The sequence below is a fragment of the Bittarella massiliensis (ex Durand et al. 2017) genome, from assembly GCF_017566145.1.
Classification (GTDB): domain Bacteria; phylum Bacillota; class Clostridia; order Oscillospirales; family Ruminococcaceae; genus Bittarella; species Bittarella massiliensis_A.
Genome location: NZ_JABFCL010000022.1, coordinates 1 through 14437 on the forward strand (window position 1 = coordinate 1; position 14437 = coordinate 14437).

The window sequence follows — 14437 nt, forward strand, 5'->3', positions numbered from 1 at the left end:
TTTTCCCTTCTGCCAGCATGGCTTTGATTTCCGGCAGCAGCGCTTGAACGTGTGTAGTTTCGTTTTTTCATGACAAGGCCCCCTGATGTAGGAAAACAGACTACATCAGGGGGCCTTTTGTCTCTGTCCTTTTTTACTGGACCTGTTCACCACAGCGGGGGCGCAGGGCTCTTGGAAAGCGGCCCGGTCGGCCGTTTAGAGAACTTTGTCCAGTTCCAACAGGGTCTCGATGTAGAGGCCCAGGGCCTTTTGCAGAGTGGCGATGGGCATCACCTCGTCGGGCTGGTGAGGGGCGCCAAAGCCCTCGGGCAGGGAGGCGTCATCCCCGACAAAGGAGGGGCCGTAGGTCAGCCCCAGGGGGAAGTAGCGGGCATAGGTGGCCCCGTAGATCACATAGGGCTCGCACCGCTCGCCGGTGACCCGGTCGTAGCAGTCGCAGAGGGTGCGCACCCCCGGGTGGTCGGGATCGATGTAGTGGGGCGGGTCGAAGAGGGGGAGGAAGAGCTCCCCGTCGATGTCGTCGCAGCAGAGCTCGATGCCCGCCTTTAACGCCTCGGCGTCGATGGCCATCGGCCAGCGGATGTTGAAGCCGATCAGGTAGCGCTCCTCCTTCTTGTTGAGGGTGCCGCAGATGCAGGTCAGCTTTTGGAAGACCCCATCCTCGCAGGCAACGCCGAACCCCTCGCCGTAGACGGTGGAGGAGAGGTCCCAGCAGAGTTCCAGCACCTCTCGCTCGTAGCCGTCCACCACGTCGTTGTCCAGCAGGTAGCGCACCGCCTTGGCGATGGCGTTGTCCCCCTTTTCGGGGGTGGAGGCGTGGGCCGAGCGGCCGAAGGCGTCGAGGATGGTCTGGCCGTTCTCCTCCCGCACCAGCAATTCGCCGTCGTCCACCGGGGGCAGTCCCCCCCGGTCGATGACCACGTGGGCCTTGTCGGGCACCACGTTGGAGGCGACCCCCGCCTCGAAGACGACGATGGGGCTGTTGTCGATGGGCCGGGAGATGATGTCTCCCTCGCACAATCCCTTTTCCCCGATGCAGACCGGGAAGGTGCCGTCGGGCACCAGGGTCATTTTGGGGGCAGGGCGGTGTTTCAGGTAGTAGGGCATGTCGGTCATCCCCGTCTCCTCGTCGCAGCCCAGGATCAAATCCACCCGGTGTTTGAGGGGGAGGCCGCTCTCCTGCAAAAATTTCATGGCGTAGAGGGCCATGGCCGCCGCGCCCTTGTTGTCGTTGACCCCGCGGCCGTAGACCCGGCCGTCCTTTTCCACCATCTCAAAGGGGTCATGGCTCCAGCCGGAGCCGGGGGGCACCACGTCCAGGTGACAGGCAATGCCGATGGACCCCTCATCCGAATGGCCGTAGCTGAGCCGTCCGCAGCGGTAGTCCACATTGTCGGCGGCAAGGCCCAGCTCCTCCCCCCGTGACAGCATGTAGTCCAGGGCCTTGGCACAGCCCTCCAGGTAGGGGTAGCGCCCGCTGGCGGGCACCACCGGCGCCATGGAGGGAATGGCCACCAGGCGGCGCAGGTCCTCCAGCATGGCAGGGGTGTTCTCCTCGATAAAGCGCTGAATTTGTTCCTTCATCTGCTCACCACTTTTCCGCGCCCAGAGCGCAATTTTTTGCCGGCCCTTCGGGACCGGTCGCCAAAGGGGGCGGTACTCGCCGCCCGGAGACGGCTGCCGCCGCTCCGGGGGCCGACCGCCCCCCTCGGGAGGCCGGGCGATCAGCGCCGCCCGGCCAGGCTTGTATCTTCATTGATAACTTCGCCGGGCAGCGTCTACTCGGCTTTCAGGGTCACGTCCGATTTTACCTTGGTCAGGAAGTCCTCGTCCTCGCTGATGACCGTCATCGGCTCGGACATGTTGAAAGAGCAGAGACCGAAGAAGCCCAGGGGGGATACCACCGGCGATCTCCACTGGCCCTGTTCGACGGCAACCTCGTCCTTGGCGGCGGAAGCCAGCTCGTACAGACGGACTGCTTTTGCCAGGTCATCGATTTTTACACTCACTTTTGCCATAGGTTGATACCTCCATTTTTGCTCTGCTGCAGATTAGACGGGCCTCTCTGACCCCATCCTCACATATTATACCATATTGCCGCCCAGTTGCAACGGCCTGCACAAAAAAAGGCGGAGATGGCAGGGGATGTCCCTCTTTTTACCCATTTTCAGGGGCGTCCTTTCAAAATATGCCCCTGATTTTGGAAAAATATTTACAAATCATCTGTGTGCTTACGGGGGTTTTGTGATATACTGAAAATACAGCAATGAGCCGCGGCAAACCCGCTTCTGTCCAACTGTGGGGCGGCGTGGATTAAATTGGATAATAATAGTTGACTTTCTTTTTCCCCTCTGGTATACTGGTGCCAGAAAATAGGAATAATTCCTGTTATCAATTGAAGGGAAAGAGAGGTGAGCTGTTTGAAGTACTCCAGACAGAGGGAGCTGGTGCTGGCGGCGGTCAAGTCCAGCATGGAGCACCCCACGGCGGACATGGTCTACGCCGCCCTCAAGGCCGACAACCCCAGCCTGAGTCTGGGCACGGTCTACCGCAACCTGAACCTGCTGGCCCAGATGGGCCAGATCCACAAGATCGGCATGCCGGAGGGGAGCGACCGCTTTGACGGCCGCACCGACGAACACTATCACATGCTCTGCCAGAAGTGCGGCCGGGTATACGATGTGCAGCTGGACACCCTCTCCGAGCTGGACGGGCAAATTCAGTCCCAAACAGGCTTTTTGGTGCACTCCCACGACCTGATCGTCAGGGGCGTCTGCCGGGCCTGTCAGCAATAAAAATCCCTGTGAGGGGAAATTTAAAAAGTGAGGTAATGAAACATGAACCTGAAGGGCACCAAGACCGAAGCCAACTTGCAAACCGCATTTGCCGGCGAGTCCCAGGCCAGAAACAAATACACCTACTACGCCTCCAAAGCCAAAAAAGAGGGGTACGAGCAGATCGCCGCCCTCTTCCTGGAGACCGCCAACAACGAGAAAGAGCACGCCAAAATTTGGTTCAAGCTCCTCGACGGCATCGGCGACACCGCCGCCAACCTGGCCGACGCGGCCGCCGGCGAGAACTACGAGTGGACCGACATGTACGCCACCTTCGCCAAAGAGGCCAAGGAGGAGGGCTTTGACCACATCGCCTACCTGTTTGAGGCTGTGGGCGAGATCGAGAAGGAGCACGAGGCCCGCTACCGCAAGCTGCTGGCCAACGTCGAGGGCGGCGCCGTCTTCATCAAGGGCGAGAAGGTCATGTGGCAGTGCGCCAACTGCGGCCACATCGTCATCGGCGAGAAGGCCCCCGATGTCTGCCCGGTCTGCTCGCACCCCAAGGCCTACTTCCAGATCAAGGCCGAAAACTACTAAAAACGGCGAAACGGCCCCAAAGGGGCCGCGGGGCGGGTGCCGCACACCGGCGAGAGCGGGTGGGCAGCACCCGCTTTTTTGCCCCGTTTGGCCGGGCGGAGCGCCCGTTCGGCCCGAAAAGGAGAGAGGAGGGGGCGTTTGATGTCCCATTTGTCGAGCGACCCGGTGGCCCTGGCGGTTCTGGGTACCGGCTTTACATTTTTGTGCACCGCCCTGGGGGCGGCGGTGGTCTTTTTTGTCCGGCGGGAGCTAAGCCCCAAACTGGGGCTTAGCTTTCTCGGCTTTGCCTCCGGGGTGATGATGGCGGCCTCGGTCTGGTCGCTGCTCATCCCCGCCATCGAGATGGCCGAGGAGCAGGGGAAGACCGGTTGGATCCCCGCCCTGGGGGGCTTTGTGCTGGGGGGCGCCTTCCTCTTTTTGCTCGACCGGCTGCTGCCCCACCTCCACCTGGGGGCAAAGGAGCCCGAGGGCCCCAAAAGCTCCTTCAAGCGCACCACCATGCTGGTCTTTGCCGTCACCCTCCACAACGTGCCCGAGGGGATGGCGGTGGGCCTGTCCTTCGCCCTGGCCGCCACCGGCGAGCCCGGGGCCCTGACGGCCGCCTTTGCCCTGGCCCTGGGGATGGGGCTGCAAAACTTCCCTGAAGGGGCCGCCATCTCCCTGCCGCTGCACCGGGAGGGGCTGGGCCGGGGGAAGGCATTCTTTTACGGCGCGGCCAGCGGGTTTGTCGAGCCGGTGGCCGGGCTGGTGGGGGTGCTGTTGGCCAGCACCGTCTCGGGCATCATGCCCTGGATGCTGGCCTTTGCCGCCGGGGCCATGATCTACGTGGTGGTGGAGGAGCTCATCCCCCAGAGCCAGGAGGGGGGGCACGGCCACGCCGGCACCTTTGGCGCCATGGCCGGCTTTGCCCTGATGATGGTACTGGACGTGGCGCTGGGTTAGGGGTATAATACCCTTGCGCGGGGGCAGGGGGCTCGGTCGCCCCGCCCCCGCCCCTTTGCAGCAAAACAAACCGGGCCCGCCGCGGTGGGCCCGCTCGACGATACTTTGGATAGAGGAATTTTGCCATGCCGGTGATCACGCCGCTGGGCAGCTACCTGCCCGGCTTTTTCTCCCTCACCCCGCTGGGGGGCGCCGCGCTGGGGGCGCTGGCCTTTCTCGCATGCCGCCTCTTTACCCGCCGCAGGGGGCAGATGGGCAGGGGCCGCCTCCTGCTGCTGGGCCTGCTCTTTCTCTGGGCGGGGGTCGTCTTCTCCCTCACCATCCCCATTGTCTTTCCCAGCCAGTGGCACCCGGGGGCCAATGCCCAGTACGTGCTGGCAAGCATCCAGTACCGGCCGCTGGAATCCTCCCTCCTCATCTACAAAAACTGCGCCTCTATCCAAAACTACTGGCCCTTTCTGCGGCTGGTGGTGGGCAATTTCTTCCTCCTCGCCCCCTTTGGGGTGCTGGTTCCGGCCCTCTGGCCCCGCCGCTGGAAGCTCTGGCGGGTGGCGCTGCTGGCCGGGGGGATCTCCCTGGGCATCGAGGGCAGCCAGCTGCTGATCAACCTGCTCTGTGGCGCCCTGGTGCGCACCGTGGAGGTCGACGACCTGATTCTCAACCTCGCGGGCTGCGCCGTCTGCTACCTGCTCTTTGCCCTCTGCCGCGCCCTCTGGCGCGGCTGCCGGAAAAAGGCCGCCCGGTAAGGCGATCTCTCCCGCCCTTCTTCGGGCGGGAGATTTGCTTTTTGGCCCGATTTGTGAGAAGATGAAGACAGAAAAAAGAGGGCCGCCGCCCCTTGAGAGGGATCCTGCCGCCCGCAGAGGAGGGAACATATGCCGTCTCAACCGCCCGTCGACAAAAGCGCCCCTATCCCCCTGTACTACCAGGTGGCCTGCGATCTGAAGAGCCGCATCCAACAGGGGGAGTGGCGGCCCAACGAAAAAATCCCCTCGGAGCACCAGCTGACCGAGTACTACGGCGTCAGCCGCATCTCCCTGCGGCAGGCCCTGGCCGAACTGGAAAAGGACGGCATCCTCCTCAAAAAGCGGGGGAAGGGGACCTTTCTCACCGATCGGCCCACCCCCGACTTGCAGCCCATGAAGTACATGCTCACCTCCTCCCTGCGCTTTAAGAACCAGCGCGAGCAGATGGAGGTGGAGGTGCTCGACGGCGGCCTGCGGGACGCCGCCTCCTTCCCCAACCTGCCGCAGGAATTTGGGCTGCAGGGCCAGGTGGTCTACTACAAGCGCCTCTTCTTCTCCGGCGGGGTGCCCCTGGCCCTGGCCCGCTCCTGGATTCCGGCCGCCCTCGTCCCGGGGATGGAGGAAAAGACCCTTCCCCGGGGGCGGATCGTCCGGCTGCTGGAGGGGGAGTACGGCCTCTCCCCCTACCGGGTGGCCGACTCGCTGGAGATCATCCGCCCCACCCACATCGACGCCCAGGACCTGCAGATCACCCGGGACAGCCCCCTGATCTTTGTCAAGGGCATCTCCTACCTGAAGGGGGAGACGCCGCTGGAGTACTCCTCCACCCTCTGGGTGGCCGACCGGGTCCGCTTCCAGATGGAGAACCGGGCGGAGTGGATGGAGGGCTGACGCCCGGCCGGGCCAAAATGGGTCTTGACAAATGGGCCCGGGGGGAGTATGTTGATAGCACATCCCCAAAAACAGTGAAATGCTTTGACGGAATTATGCCTGGACCAGAGCGCTTCAGAGAGCCGGCGGGTGGTGCGAGCCGGCGCCAAAGGTCCCTGTGCAGTCTGCCTCCCGAGCAGAGCTCCTGAACCCCGATCAGTAGGGAGCTCCGGTTTCCCCGTTACAGGATAGGGACTTGTTGGAGTCCCGAACAAGAGGGACTGCCCCCGCTGCGCGCCAGCGGCTGGGCGGTAACCAGGGTGGTACCGCGGAAGAGAGTTTTCGCCCCTGAAGCCAGTTGGCTTCGGGGGCTTTTTTTGTCCTCTTTACCGCCCCGCAGAGCAAAGTCAAAGTGAGAGAGAAGCGAGCCACCGAAGAGGAGAAGGAGAGGAAAGCGATGCGCAACCTGCAATTTGCCGACATGACCCTGCGAATGACCGGAGCCCGGCCCGAGGGGGCCCCCAGCTTTAAAGAGAAGATCGAGATCGCCAAGCTGCTGGACCGGCTGGCGGTGCCGGTGATCGAGACCCCGCCCATCACCGACGCCCAGGTGGACGCCCTGGTGATCAAGACCATTGCCAACCTGGCCGAGACGGCGGCCGTCAGCGTGCCGGTGGGCCTCACCGAAGAGGGGGTCGCCCGCGCCTGGGAGGCTGTCAAGGGGGCCAAGCGGCCCCGGCTGCAGGTGGCCGTCCCCACCAGCCCGGTGCAGATGGAGTACAGCTGCCACAAAAAGCCCCCCATGGTGCTGGAGATGATCGCCGCCCTGGTGAAGGCCTGCCGGGCCCGCTGTGCCCAGGTGGAGTTTGTGGCCGACGACGCCACCCGGGCCGAGCCCACCTTCCTCCGCCAGGCGATCGCCGCCGCCGCTGCCGCCGGGGCCTCGGTCATCACCCTCTGCGACGCCGCGGGCGCCAGCCTGCCCGAGGAGTTCGCCGCCTTCTTCTCCGCCGTCCGGGCCGAGGTGCCCGAGGCCGCCGGCTGCGCCTGGGGGGTCCAGTGCAGCGATGGGCTGAAGATGGCCCTCCCCTGCGCGGTGGCCGCCATCCGCGCCGGGGCGGACGAGGTGAAGGTCACCGCCGCCGGCGGCGACTGCCCGGCGCTGGACGCCCTGTCCCAGATCGTCCGCTCCCGGGGGGACGCCTGTGGAGTCTACTCCGAACTGCGGGTCACCGAGCTGCAGTGGGCGGTCTCCCAGATTCGCTGGATGACCGAGCCCGGCCGCAGCGCCAGTTCCCCCTTTGATGGCAACCGGGCGGCCGCCGCCCCCGCAGGGGGCGAACTGGGCGCCCACGACGACCGGGAGAGCGTCGGCCGCGCGGTGCGGCAGCTGGGCTACGACCTCTCGGAGGAGGATATGGCCAAGGTCTACGAGGCCTTTGTCAAGATCGCCGAGAAAAAGGCCGTCAGCCCCAAGGAGCTGGACGTCATCGTCGCCAGCAACGCCCTTCAGGTGCCCCCCTCCTACCAGCTGCAGAGCTATCTCATCAACTCGGGCAACGTCATCACCCCCATCGCCCACCTGAAACTGGAGCGGGAGGGGGAGACCCTACAGGGCATCTGCGCCGGGGACGGCCCCATCGACGCGGCCTTCCTGGCCATCGAGCAGGCCGTGGGTCACCACTACGAGCTGGACGACTACCAGATCCAGGCCGTGACCGAGGGGCGGGAGGCCATGGGCGCGGCCCTCATCCGGCTGCGCTCCGGCGGCAAACTCTACTCCGGCCAGGGGATCTCCACCGACGTCATCGGCGCCAGCATCCAGGCCTACTTAAACGCCCTCAACAAGATCGTCTACGAGGAGATGTGAGATGAAACTGTCTTTTTCCATCAACGGCTGGGACGGGTACAGCTGGGAGGACTTTGTCCAGACCGCCCTCGAGGTGGGGATGCAGGGCATCGAGCTGCGGGGGGTCCACGGCACCCCCCTCGACGCCCGGGGGGGCCCCTTCCACCCCCACCAGACGGCGGCCACCGCCCGCAGCCTCTTTGAGAAAAACCTGCAGATCCCCTGCCTGGACGCGGTCTGTGACCTCTCCGACCAGGGCGCCTGCGAGGAAAACCGCCGCGAGATCGCCGCCTGCATGGAGATTGCCCGCAACCTCTCGGTCCCCTATGTGCGCATCCACGCCACCGGGGAGGGGGAGGGGGCCGCCGAGGCCGCCGCCCACTGCCTGGCCCCCCTGGTCCCCCTGGCCGAGGAGCGGGGGGTCACCCTGCTTTTGGAGACGGTGGGGGCCTTTTCGGACACCGCCCGGCTGCGGGACGTCCTCAACCGCTTTGCCTCTGACCGGCTGGCCGCCCTCTGGGACCTGCACCACCCCTACCGGGACCGGGGGGAGAGCCCTGAGACCACCATTCAGAACCTGGGCGCCTATGTCCGCCACGTCCACGTCAAGGACTCGGTGGTGGAGGGGGGCCGGGTCCGCTACTGCCTCATCGGCGAGGGGACGCTGCCGGTGGGGGAGATGATGGGGGCCCTGGCCTCCATCAACTACGACGGCTACCTCTCCCTGGAGTGGGACCCCCGCTGGATGATGGAGCTCACCGAGATGGAGGTCATCTTCACCCATTTTGTCACCTATATGGAGCGCTTCGGCAGCCCCTCCCGGGCCCGCCGCCACCTCTACCAAAACGATGATCGCACCGGCCACTACGTCTGGAAGAAAGACGATTTGGTGGACCTGACTTTCTCCCAGGTGCTCGACCGGATGGTGGAGGAGTTCCCCGACCAGTACGCCTTTGTCTACACCACCCTCGACTACACCCGCACCTATGCCCAGTTCCGGGACGACGTGGACCGCTTCTGCCGCGCCCTCATCTCCCTGGGGGTGGGGCCGGGCAGCCACGTGGCCATCTGGGCCACCAACATCCCCCAGTGGTTCATCTCCTTCTGGGCGGTGACCAAGATCGGGGCGGTGCTGGTGTCGATGAACACCGCCTACAAGAGCCACGAGGCCGAGTACCTGCTGCGCCAGTCGGACACCCACACCCTCATCATGGTGGAGGGGTACCGCGACTCCCACTACACAGAGATCGTGAAACAGCTCTGCCCCGAACTGGAAAAGACCCGCCCCGGCGAGCCCCTGCACGCCCAGCGCCTGCCCTTTTTGCGCAACGTCATCACCGTGGGCTGCAAGCTGCCCGGCTGCCTCACCTGGGAGGAGGCGCTGCAGCGGGCGAGCGCCGTCCCCCTGCAGGAGGTCTACCGCCTGGCCGCGCGGGTGGACACCGGCGACGTCTGCAACATGCAGTACACCTCCGGCACCACCGGCTTCCCCAAGGGGGTCATGCTCACCCACTACAACGTGGTCAACAACGGCAAGTACATCGGCGACCGGATGGACCTCTCCACCGCCGACCGGATGATGATCCAGGTGCCCATGTTCCACTGCTTTGGGATGGTGCTCTCCATGACCGCCTCCATGACCCACGGGGCCACCATGTACCCGCTGCCCTACTTCTCCCCCAAGCCGGCCCTCGCCTGCGTGAACGAGGAGAAGATCACCTGCTTCAACGGGGTGCCCACCATGTTCATCGCCATGATGCAGCACGCGGACTTTGCGGGGACTGACTTCTCCCACATCCGCACCGGCATCATGGCCGGTTCCAACTGCCCGGCGGATTTGATGAAGCAGGCCGCCGAGGTGATGAACATGCGCCAGATCGTCAGCGTCTACGGCCAGACCGAGGCCTCGCCCGGCTGCACCATGTCCAGCTACACCGACTCGCTGGAGGTGCGCACCGAGACGGTGGGCAGCGCCTTTGCCAACGTGGAGTGCCGCATCGTCGACCCAGAGACCGGGGAGGAGTGCCCCGACGGGGCCACCGGCGAGTTCGTGGCCCGGGGCTACAACATCATGAAGGGCTACTACAAGATGCCCGGCGCCACCGCCGCCGCCATCGACAGCGAGGGCTGGCTGCACACCGGCGACCTGGCCTGCCGGGACGGGGGCGGCAACTACCAGATCACCGGCCGCCTCAAGGACATGATCATCCGCGGGGGGGAGAACATCTACCCGCGGGAGATCGAGGAGTTCATCTTCACCCACCCCAAGGTGCAGGACGTGCAGGTGATCGGGGTGCCCGACGAGCGCTACGGCGAGGAGATCATGGCCTGCATCGTCCTCAAGGAGGGGGAGCAGATGGGGGAGGAGGAGATGCGGGGCTTCATCGCCGAGCAGATGGCCCGCCACAAGGTCCCCCGCTACATCGATTTTGTGGACGGCTTCCCCATGAATGTGGCCGGCAAGATCCTCAAGTACAAGATGCGGGAGGACGCCATCAAAAAGCTGGGGCTGGAGGGGTAGTTTCCGCCCCATCCCAAAGAGAGCCCCCGGCCGAGCTTGGCCGGGGGCTCTCTTTCCTGGTTGCCGGTGAGGGGGGGCGGTCAGCCCTCCTCCCTCACCGGTCTGCCCTTAAAGTAGAAATCCCTGTCCTGGGGGCCGATGGGGCGCAGCACCCGGCAGGGGTTGCCGGCGGCCACCACCCCGGCGGGCAGGTCCTTGGTGACCACGCTGCCCGAGCCCACCACCGTGTGCTCGCCGATGCGCACCCCGGGGTTGATCACGGTGTTGCCGCCGATCCAGACCCCGTCGCCGATGGTGATGGGAAAGGCGTACTCCACCCCCTGCCGGCGCAGGCCGGGGTCCACCGGGTGCCCGGCGGCAAAGAGCCCCACGCCGGGGCCGATGAGGACGTCCCGGCCGATGGTCACCGCCGCGCAGTCGAGGACGGTGAGCCCGGCGTTGGCGTAGAAATTTTCCCCCACCCGCAAGAAGCAGCCGTAGTCGCAGTGAAAGGGCGGCTCGATGGTACAGTGTTCCCCCTGGGCCCCCAGCAGGTCCTGCAGCACCGCCCGGCGGCCGTCATCGTCCTCTGCGGGCAGGGCGTTGAAGCGGGCCACCAGTGCCCGCGCCCGCCGGTGCATGGCGGTGAGTTCCGGGTCGTCGGCCCGGTAGAGCCGCCCGGAGAGCATCTTCTCTCTCTCTGTCATCGCTTTTCTCTCCCCCTAGCGCACCACGCCGCCCAGGGACTCGGCGATCACCACCGCCTGCTCCAGGTCCATCTTGGTGTTTTTCATCTTGCAGGCGCGCAGGTCCACCCCGTCGATGCGGGCCCCCCGCAGGTCGCACTCCTGCAGTTTGGCCCCCTGCAGGTAACAGAGGGTCAGGTTGCACTCCCGCAGATCGGCCCCCCGCAGATCGCATTCCCGCAGGTCGGCCCGCTCGAAGTTGATCCCCCGCAGGTCCTGGTTGCGAAAGCCCGCCCCCTGCAGGGAGGTGTAGCTGAAATTGCCCCCCTGCAGGGCGAGGCCGTCCAGGTTGCAGCTCACAAAGCTGCCGCCCATGCACTTGCACTGGGCAAACAGGGCCCCGAAGAGGCCGCAGTCGCGAAACTTGCAGCCGGTAAAGGCGCAGCGGGTGAAGCTGGCCCCGTCCAGCTGGCAGAACAAAAAGGCGCAGTTTACAAACTGACAGCGCGCCGCCTGCAGGCAGTCCATCTTGGAGGACTGGAAGGTGCAGTTTTCAAAGGTCAGCCCCTCCAGCGCCAGGTCGGAGAGGTCCTCCTCCAAAAAGGTCTCCCCGGCAAAGTGCCCCTGTGTTGCAGAAAACAAGTTTCTCCCCTCCCTTTTTCTCGCCCTAACAGTATGCCACAACCGCCGGGCAAAGGCAACCGGGCCAAATGTGAACGGCGTTTGGACAAATGGGGGAGGGAGGGCCGATCTGTCACAAAACGGCAACAAATTGTTTACCCGCTACCGGTATAAATGGGGGCGGGGATGGGGTATTCTATAAACACAGGGAAAACCTGATGACACTTGCCATCCTCTCATCTTTTGTTTCATATAACTCCTCTTTTAGAAAAGGCCGCTTGCAGCCCCCACTGCAGGCGGTCTTTTCTGTGCCCAAAAGGCGGCCTGCCGGGGGGAGGCTACCCCCGCGCCGTCTGGTCGGAGACGGCCTCGGTGTGCCGTTTTCCCAGGGAGAAGCCGCGGCCCCGCACCTCGTTGACCTTGCTGATGACCAAAAAGGCCTCCCCGTCGATCTCCTGCACCAGTTTGTTCAGGGCGGTCAGCTCCCGCTGGGAGACCACCGTCATCACCGCCCGGCCGGGGCGGTGGAGGTGGCCCGACACCGTCTCGAGAAAGGTGCAGCCCCGGTCCAACTTCTCCTGCACCGCCTGGGCCACCTCCTCGTAGCGGGGGGGTGATGACGGTCACCTGGGCCTGATTTTTGCCCATCACCATCACCCGGTCCATCACCAGGGAGGTCACCAGCACCACCGCGATGCCGTAGAGCACCTGCTCGCTGGTGGAGAAGAACACCTGGGTGAGGAGGATGGCGGTGTCGAAGACGTAGATGAGGGCCGGCACCGACCAGCCGAAGTACTTGTTGAGAATCAGCGGGGGGATGTCCATCCCCCCGGTGGAGGAGCCCTCGCGGATGACCAGCCCCATCCCCGCGCCCATGAGGATGCCGGCGTAGAGGGCGGCCAGCAGGGTGTCCTGGGTCAGGTGTTGCAGGGCGTCCAGCTGCCGGAAGAGGGAGAGAAAGACCGGGTAGAGGACGGTGGAGAGCAGGGTGGTTAGGGCGAATTTCTTTCCCAACACCACCGCGCCGGCGAGGAAGAGCACCCCGTTGGCCACCGCCACCCCGGCGCTCACATCCATGGAGAAAAAGTGTTCAAACACCAGGGCGATGCCGGTGACCCCGCCGGAGATCAGCCGGTTTGGCAGCACAAAGGCCGCGATGGCAAAGGTCAGGATGGCGTTGCCCAGCACCACCACCCCGACGCTGCGAATCTGTTTTGCCGCTTGTTTCATCTTTTTATATCCTCCTGTCCTGCCGCCCGCCATGGGCTGGGGCGGCGTTTGTGCGGGCGGCAAAAGCCCGCAAAAAAAGAGAACGGCCACCGCGGTCTCCCCCGGGTCCGTTCTCCTATTTTACTCTTCTACGACGGTAGCAGACAAAAGCGCCGGCATGCAGATGGCCGACTCCCCGACCTTGTTGATGTAGCCGTACTGTTCGCACAGGTGGTCGGGACACTTGGAATCGACGAACTTGACGCCGTTTTCATCCCGCACCAGGGTGGCCACATTGGAGGTCTTGGTGGAACCGTCTTCATTGAGGATGGGCTCGCCGTTCTCGTCGAGCTGCTCCATGTTTTCCCCCTTGACGGTAAAGGTGGCCGGTTCCCCGTTGAGGGGGATCTCGAGGACGTTTTTGCCGTCGTACTCCACCACCACCATCAGCCCCTCGTACTGGCTGGGCTTGAACAGCAGCCCTCCCGCCGAGGCGATGAGGATGACGCCCAACAGGGCCATGGATATGATAAATTGTTTGGATTTCAAAAGGCACACCTCGCTGTTTCAACCGGCGGGGCAGGCGCCCGCGCTCTCTTTACGAGTATACCACAAAATTTCGACTTGGCAAGGGCCGGGCATCTGCCGCAGGCGGGGCGAAGGGGAGAAAAAGCGGGAGGGAGCGGCGTGCGCCGGCTCCCTCCCGCTGGGTCAGGTATGGAAAAATGGGGTGCTAGATCCGCAGGTCGCAGGCAGATGTCATCTGGCTGCCGCCAGAGTAAAAGCGGTCAGCCGGCTTATCCCCCGCAATGGCGACCAGCGAGCCGATCACCAACAGCGCTGTGAGCAGACCAATCAACTTTTTCATCTTCGCGACCTCCTTTGAAACCGGCGGCTGTGCCGCTCGTCTTTTCTTCTGTACTTTCAGTATACTACATCGCCGCAGAAATAAAACTACTGGCCGCTTACAATCAAGTGAAGAATTGGTTACAACAGATTACAAAATGGAAACAAAGGTTTCAAAAGAACTACAAACGGCACTGTCAAGGGAAAGAGGGGAGGTTGGCCCCCTTTTTAGGGGGAACCGCGGCGGGCGGATGGGAATAGACTACGGGCAGGGAGTGAACCCCAATCTTTGAAAAAGGTGATTGCTATGATTCCGTTTTTCCAGAGACCCGCGCTGGCCTATGCCCTGGCCGGAGAGAGTCCCGCCCGCCGCCCGGGGCAGGGTGGGAAGGTGCCCTCGCTCTTGCTGAGCGTGTACGATGAGATCAAGAGTTTTGGCGACCGGGACCGCTTCTACAAGCGGGCTGCCGACAAGGAGCTCGACGACATTTTGAAGGAGGCGGACCGCCCGGCCGACCAGGCCGATTTTGACCGCTACTACTCGGCCCGGGACTTGGCGCCGGAGACCCCGCAGGTGGAGGAGGCGGAACCCGCCGCCCCGGCCCCAGCGGGGCAGGCCGAGAACCTGGAGGCCGTTCCCGCGGCCTCGTCCTGCGGCTGTGGATGCGGATGCGGCTGCCCCACCGGTGGCGAGACGGGAGAAACCGGCAGCGACTGCCTGGACGAAAACGGGTACTGCCAGGGCTACTGGGACGCAAGCGGCGTCTGTCACTGCGGCGACGAGACCGGCGGCACCG

15 protein-coding genes and 1 other annotated feature are annotated in these 14437 nt (G+C 64.3%); of the genes, 8 read left to right on the plus strand and 7 right to left on the minus strand.

Translation table 11 applies throughout. The features are described from left to right. Nucleotides 1-195: 195 nt before the first annotated feature. Both HJY11_RS13165 and HJY11_RS13170 read right to left on the minus strand, forming a co-directional pair. Nucleotides 196-1584 carry a Sapep family Mn(2+)-dependent dipeptidase gene (locus HJY11_RS13165; protein WP_208076408.1) on the minus strand — a complete coding sequence of 463 codons (1389 nt, stop codon included), beginning with the start codon at nt 1582-1584 and terminating at the stop codon, nt 196-198. Between the two features lie 194 nt (nt 1585-1778). Next, nucleotides 1779-2018, minus strand: a complete 240-nt coding sequence (locus HJY11_RS13170) for a hypothetical protein (protein ID WP_208076409.1) — start codon at nt 2016-2018, stop codon at nt 1779-1781. 402 nt (nt 2019-2420) lie between these two features. Between HJY11_RS13170 and HJY11_RS13175 the strand changes: the two genes are divergently transcribed. From HJY11_RS13175 to HJY11_RS13205, 7 genes are all read left to right on the plus strand, one after another. Beyond that, entirely contained in the window at nt 2421-2795 is a 375-nt protein-coding gene (locus HJY11_RS13175; protein WP_208076410.1) for a Fur family transcriptional regulator, read from the plus strand. Nucleotides 2796-2837: 42 nt separating this feature from the next. Continuing rightward, nucleotides 2838-3371 carry a rubrerythrin gene (rbr, locus tag HJY11_RS13180; protein WP_021659805.1) on the plus strand — a complete coding sequence of 178 codons (534 nt, stop codon included), beginning with the start codon at nt 2838-2840 and terminating at the stop codon, nt 3369-3371. 141 nt (nt 3372-3512) lie between these two features. After that, on the plus strand, nt 3513-4313 hold the full coding sequence (locus tag HJY11_RS13185) for a ZIP family metal transporter (protein ID WP_208076411.1): 801 nt from the start codon (nt 3513-3515) through the stop codon (nt 4311-4313). A gap of 125 nt (nt 4314-4438) precedes the next feature. Beyond that, on the plus strand, nt 4439-5059 hold the full coding sequence (locus HJY11_RS13190) for a VanZ family protein (RefSeq protein ID WP_208076412.1): 621 nt from the start codon (nt 4439-4441) through the stop codon (nt 5057-5059). A gap of 129 nt (nt 5060-5188) precedes the next feature. Beyond that, nucleotides 5189-5950 (plus strand): GntR family transcriptional regulator, encoded by a 762-nt coding sequence (locus HJY11_RS13195; RefSeq protein WP_208076413.1) that lies wholly within the window; start codon nt 5189-5191, stop codon nt 5948-5950. 75 nt (nt 5951-6025) lie between these two features. Further along, nucleotides 6026-6282, plus strand: a binding site (T-box leader). A 104-nt stretch (nt 6283-6386) separates the two neighbouring features. Beyond that, nucleotides 6387-7799 (plus strand): alpha-isopropylmalate synthase regulatory domain-containing protein, encoded by a 1413-nt coding sequence (locus tag HJY11_RS13200; RefSeq protein WP_208076414.1) that lies wholly within the window; start codon nt 6387-6389, stop codon nt 7797-7799. A gap of 1 nt (nt 7800) precedes the next feature. Continuing rightward, nucleotides 7801-10299 (plus strand): AMP-binding protein, encoded by a 2499-nt coding sequence (locus tag HJY11_RS13205; RefSeq protein WP_208076415.1) that lies wholly within the window; start codon nt 7801-7803, stop codon nt 10297-10299. Between the two features lie 80 nt (nt 10300-10379). On the opposite strand, the gene HJY11_RS13210 is transcribed toward HJY11_RS13205, so the two are convergent. The 5 genes from HJY11_RS13210 to HJY11_RS15540 all read right to left on the minus strand — a co-directional run bounded on the left by HJY11_RS13210 (nt 10380) and on the right by HJY11_RS15540 (nt 13662). Continuing rightward, a complete protein-coding gene (locus tag HJY11_RS13210; protein ID WP_208076416.1) occupies nt 10380-10985 on the minus strand; it encodes a sugar O-acetyltransferase in 606 nt (201 codons plus the stop codon). Nucleotides 10986-11000: 15 nt separating this feature from the next. Beyond that, nucleotides 11001-11606 (minus strand): pentapeptide repeat-containing protein, encoded by a 606-nt coding sequence (locus HJY11_RS13215; RefSeq protein ID WP_208076417.1) that lies wholly within the window; start codon nt 11604-11606, stop codon nt 11001-11003. Nucleotides 11607-11849: 243 nt separating this feature from the next. Beyond that, entirely contained in the window at nt 11850-12815 is a 966-nt protein-coding gene (locus tag HJY11_RS15790) for a YitT family protein (RefSeq protein ID WP_438820437.1), read from the minus strand. Nucleotides 12816-12935: 120 nt separating this feature from the next. Next, a complete protein-coding gene (locus HJY11_RS13225) occupies nt 12936-13343 on the minus strand; it encodes a NusG domain II-containing protein (RefSeq protein WP_208076418.1) in 408 nt (135 codons plus the stop codon). Between the two features lie 184 nt (nt 13344-13527). Continuing rightward, on the minus strand, nt 13528-13662 hold the full coding sequence (locus HJY11_RS15540; protein ID WP_021660698.1) for a hypothetical protein: 135 nt from the start codon (nt 13660-13662) through the stop codon (nt 13528-13530). Between the two features lie 285 nt (nt 13663-13947). Here HJY11_RS15540 and HJY11_RS13230 point away from each other — a divergent pair. Further along, nucleotides 13948-14437 (plus strand): hypothetical protein (locus HJY11_RS13230; protein WP_438820438.1); only part of this gene is annotated, 490 nt, incomplete at its 3' end.

What these genes read in the sequence shown, in the direction of transcription:
- HJY11_RS13165 (WP_208076408.1), bottom strand. Translation starts at nt 1,584, where the DNA reads ATGAAGGAACAAATTCAGCGCTTTATCGAGGAGAACACCCCTGCCATG.
- HJY11_RS13170 (WP_208076409.1), bottom strand. Translation starts at nt 2,018, where the DNA reads ATGGCAAAAGTGAGTGTAAAAATCGATGACCTGGCAAAAGCAGTCCGT.
- rbr (WP_021659805.1), top strand. Translation starts at nt 2,838, where the DNA reads ATGAACCTGAAGGGCACCAAGACCGAAGCCAACTTGCAAACCGCATTT.
- HJY11_RS13185 (WP_208076411.1), top strand. Translation starts at nt 3,513, where the DNA reads ATGTCCCATTTGTCGAGCGACCCGGTGGCCCTGGCGGTTCTGGGTACC.
- HJY11_RS13190 (WP_208076412.1), top strand. Translation starts at nt 4,439, where the DNA reads ATGCCGGTGATCACGCCGCTGGGCAGCTACCTGCCCGGCTTTTTCTCC.
- HJY11_RS13195 (WP_208076413.1), top strand. Translation starts at nt 5,189, where the DNA reads ATGCCGTCTCAACCGCCCGTCGACAAAAGCGCCCCTATCCCCCTGTAC.
- HJY11_RS13200 (WP_208076414.1), top strand. Translation starts at nt 6,387, where the DNA reads ATGCGCAACCTGCAATTTGCCGACATGACCCTGCGAATGACCGGAGCC.
- HJY11_RS13205 (WP_208076415.1), top strand. Translation starts at nt 7,801, where the DNA reads ATGAAACTGTCTTTTTCCATCAACGGCTGGGACGGGTACAGCTGGGAG.
- HJY11_RS13210 (WP_208076416.1), bottom strand. Translation starts at nt 10,985, where the DNA reads ATGACAGAGAGAGAGAAGATGCTCTCCGGGCGGCTCTACCGGGCCGAC.
- HJY11_RS15790 (WP_438820437.1), bottom strand. Translation starts at nt 12,815, where the DNA reads ATGAAACAAGCGGCAAAACAGATTCGCAGCGTCGGGGTGGTGGTGCTG.
- HJY11_RS15540 (WP_021660698.1), bottom strand. Translation starts at nt 13,662, where the DNA reads ATGAAAAAGTTGATTGGTCTGCTCACAGCGCTGTTGGTGATCGGCTCG.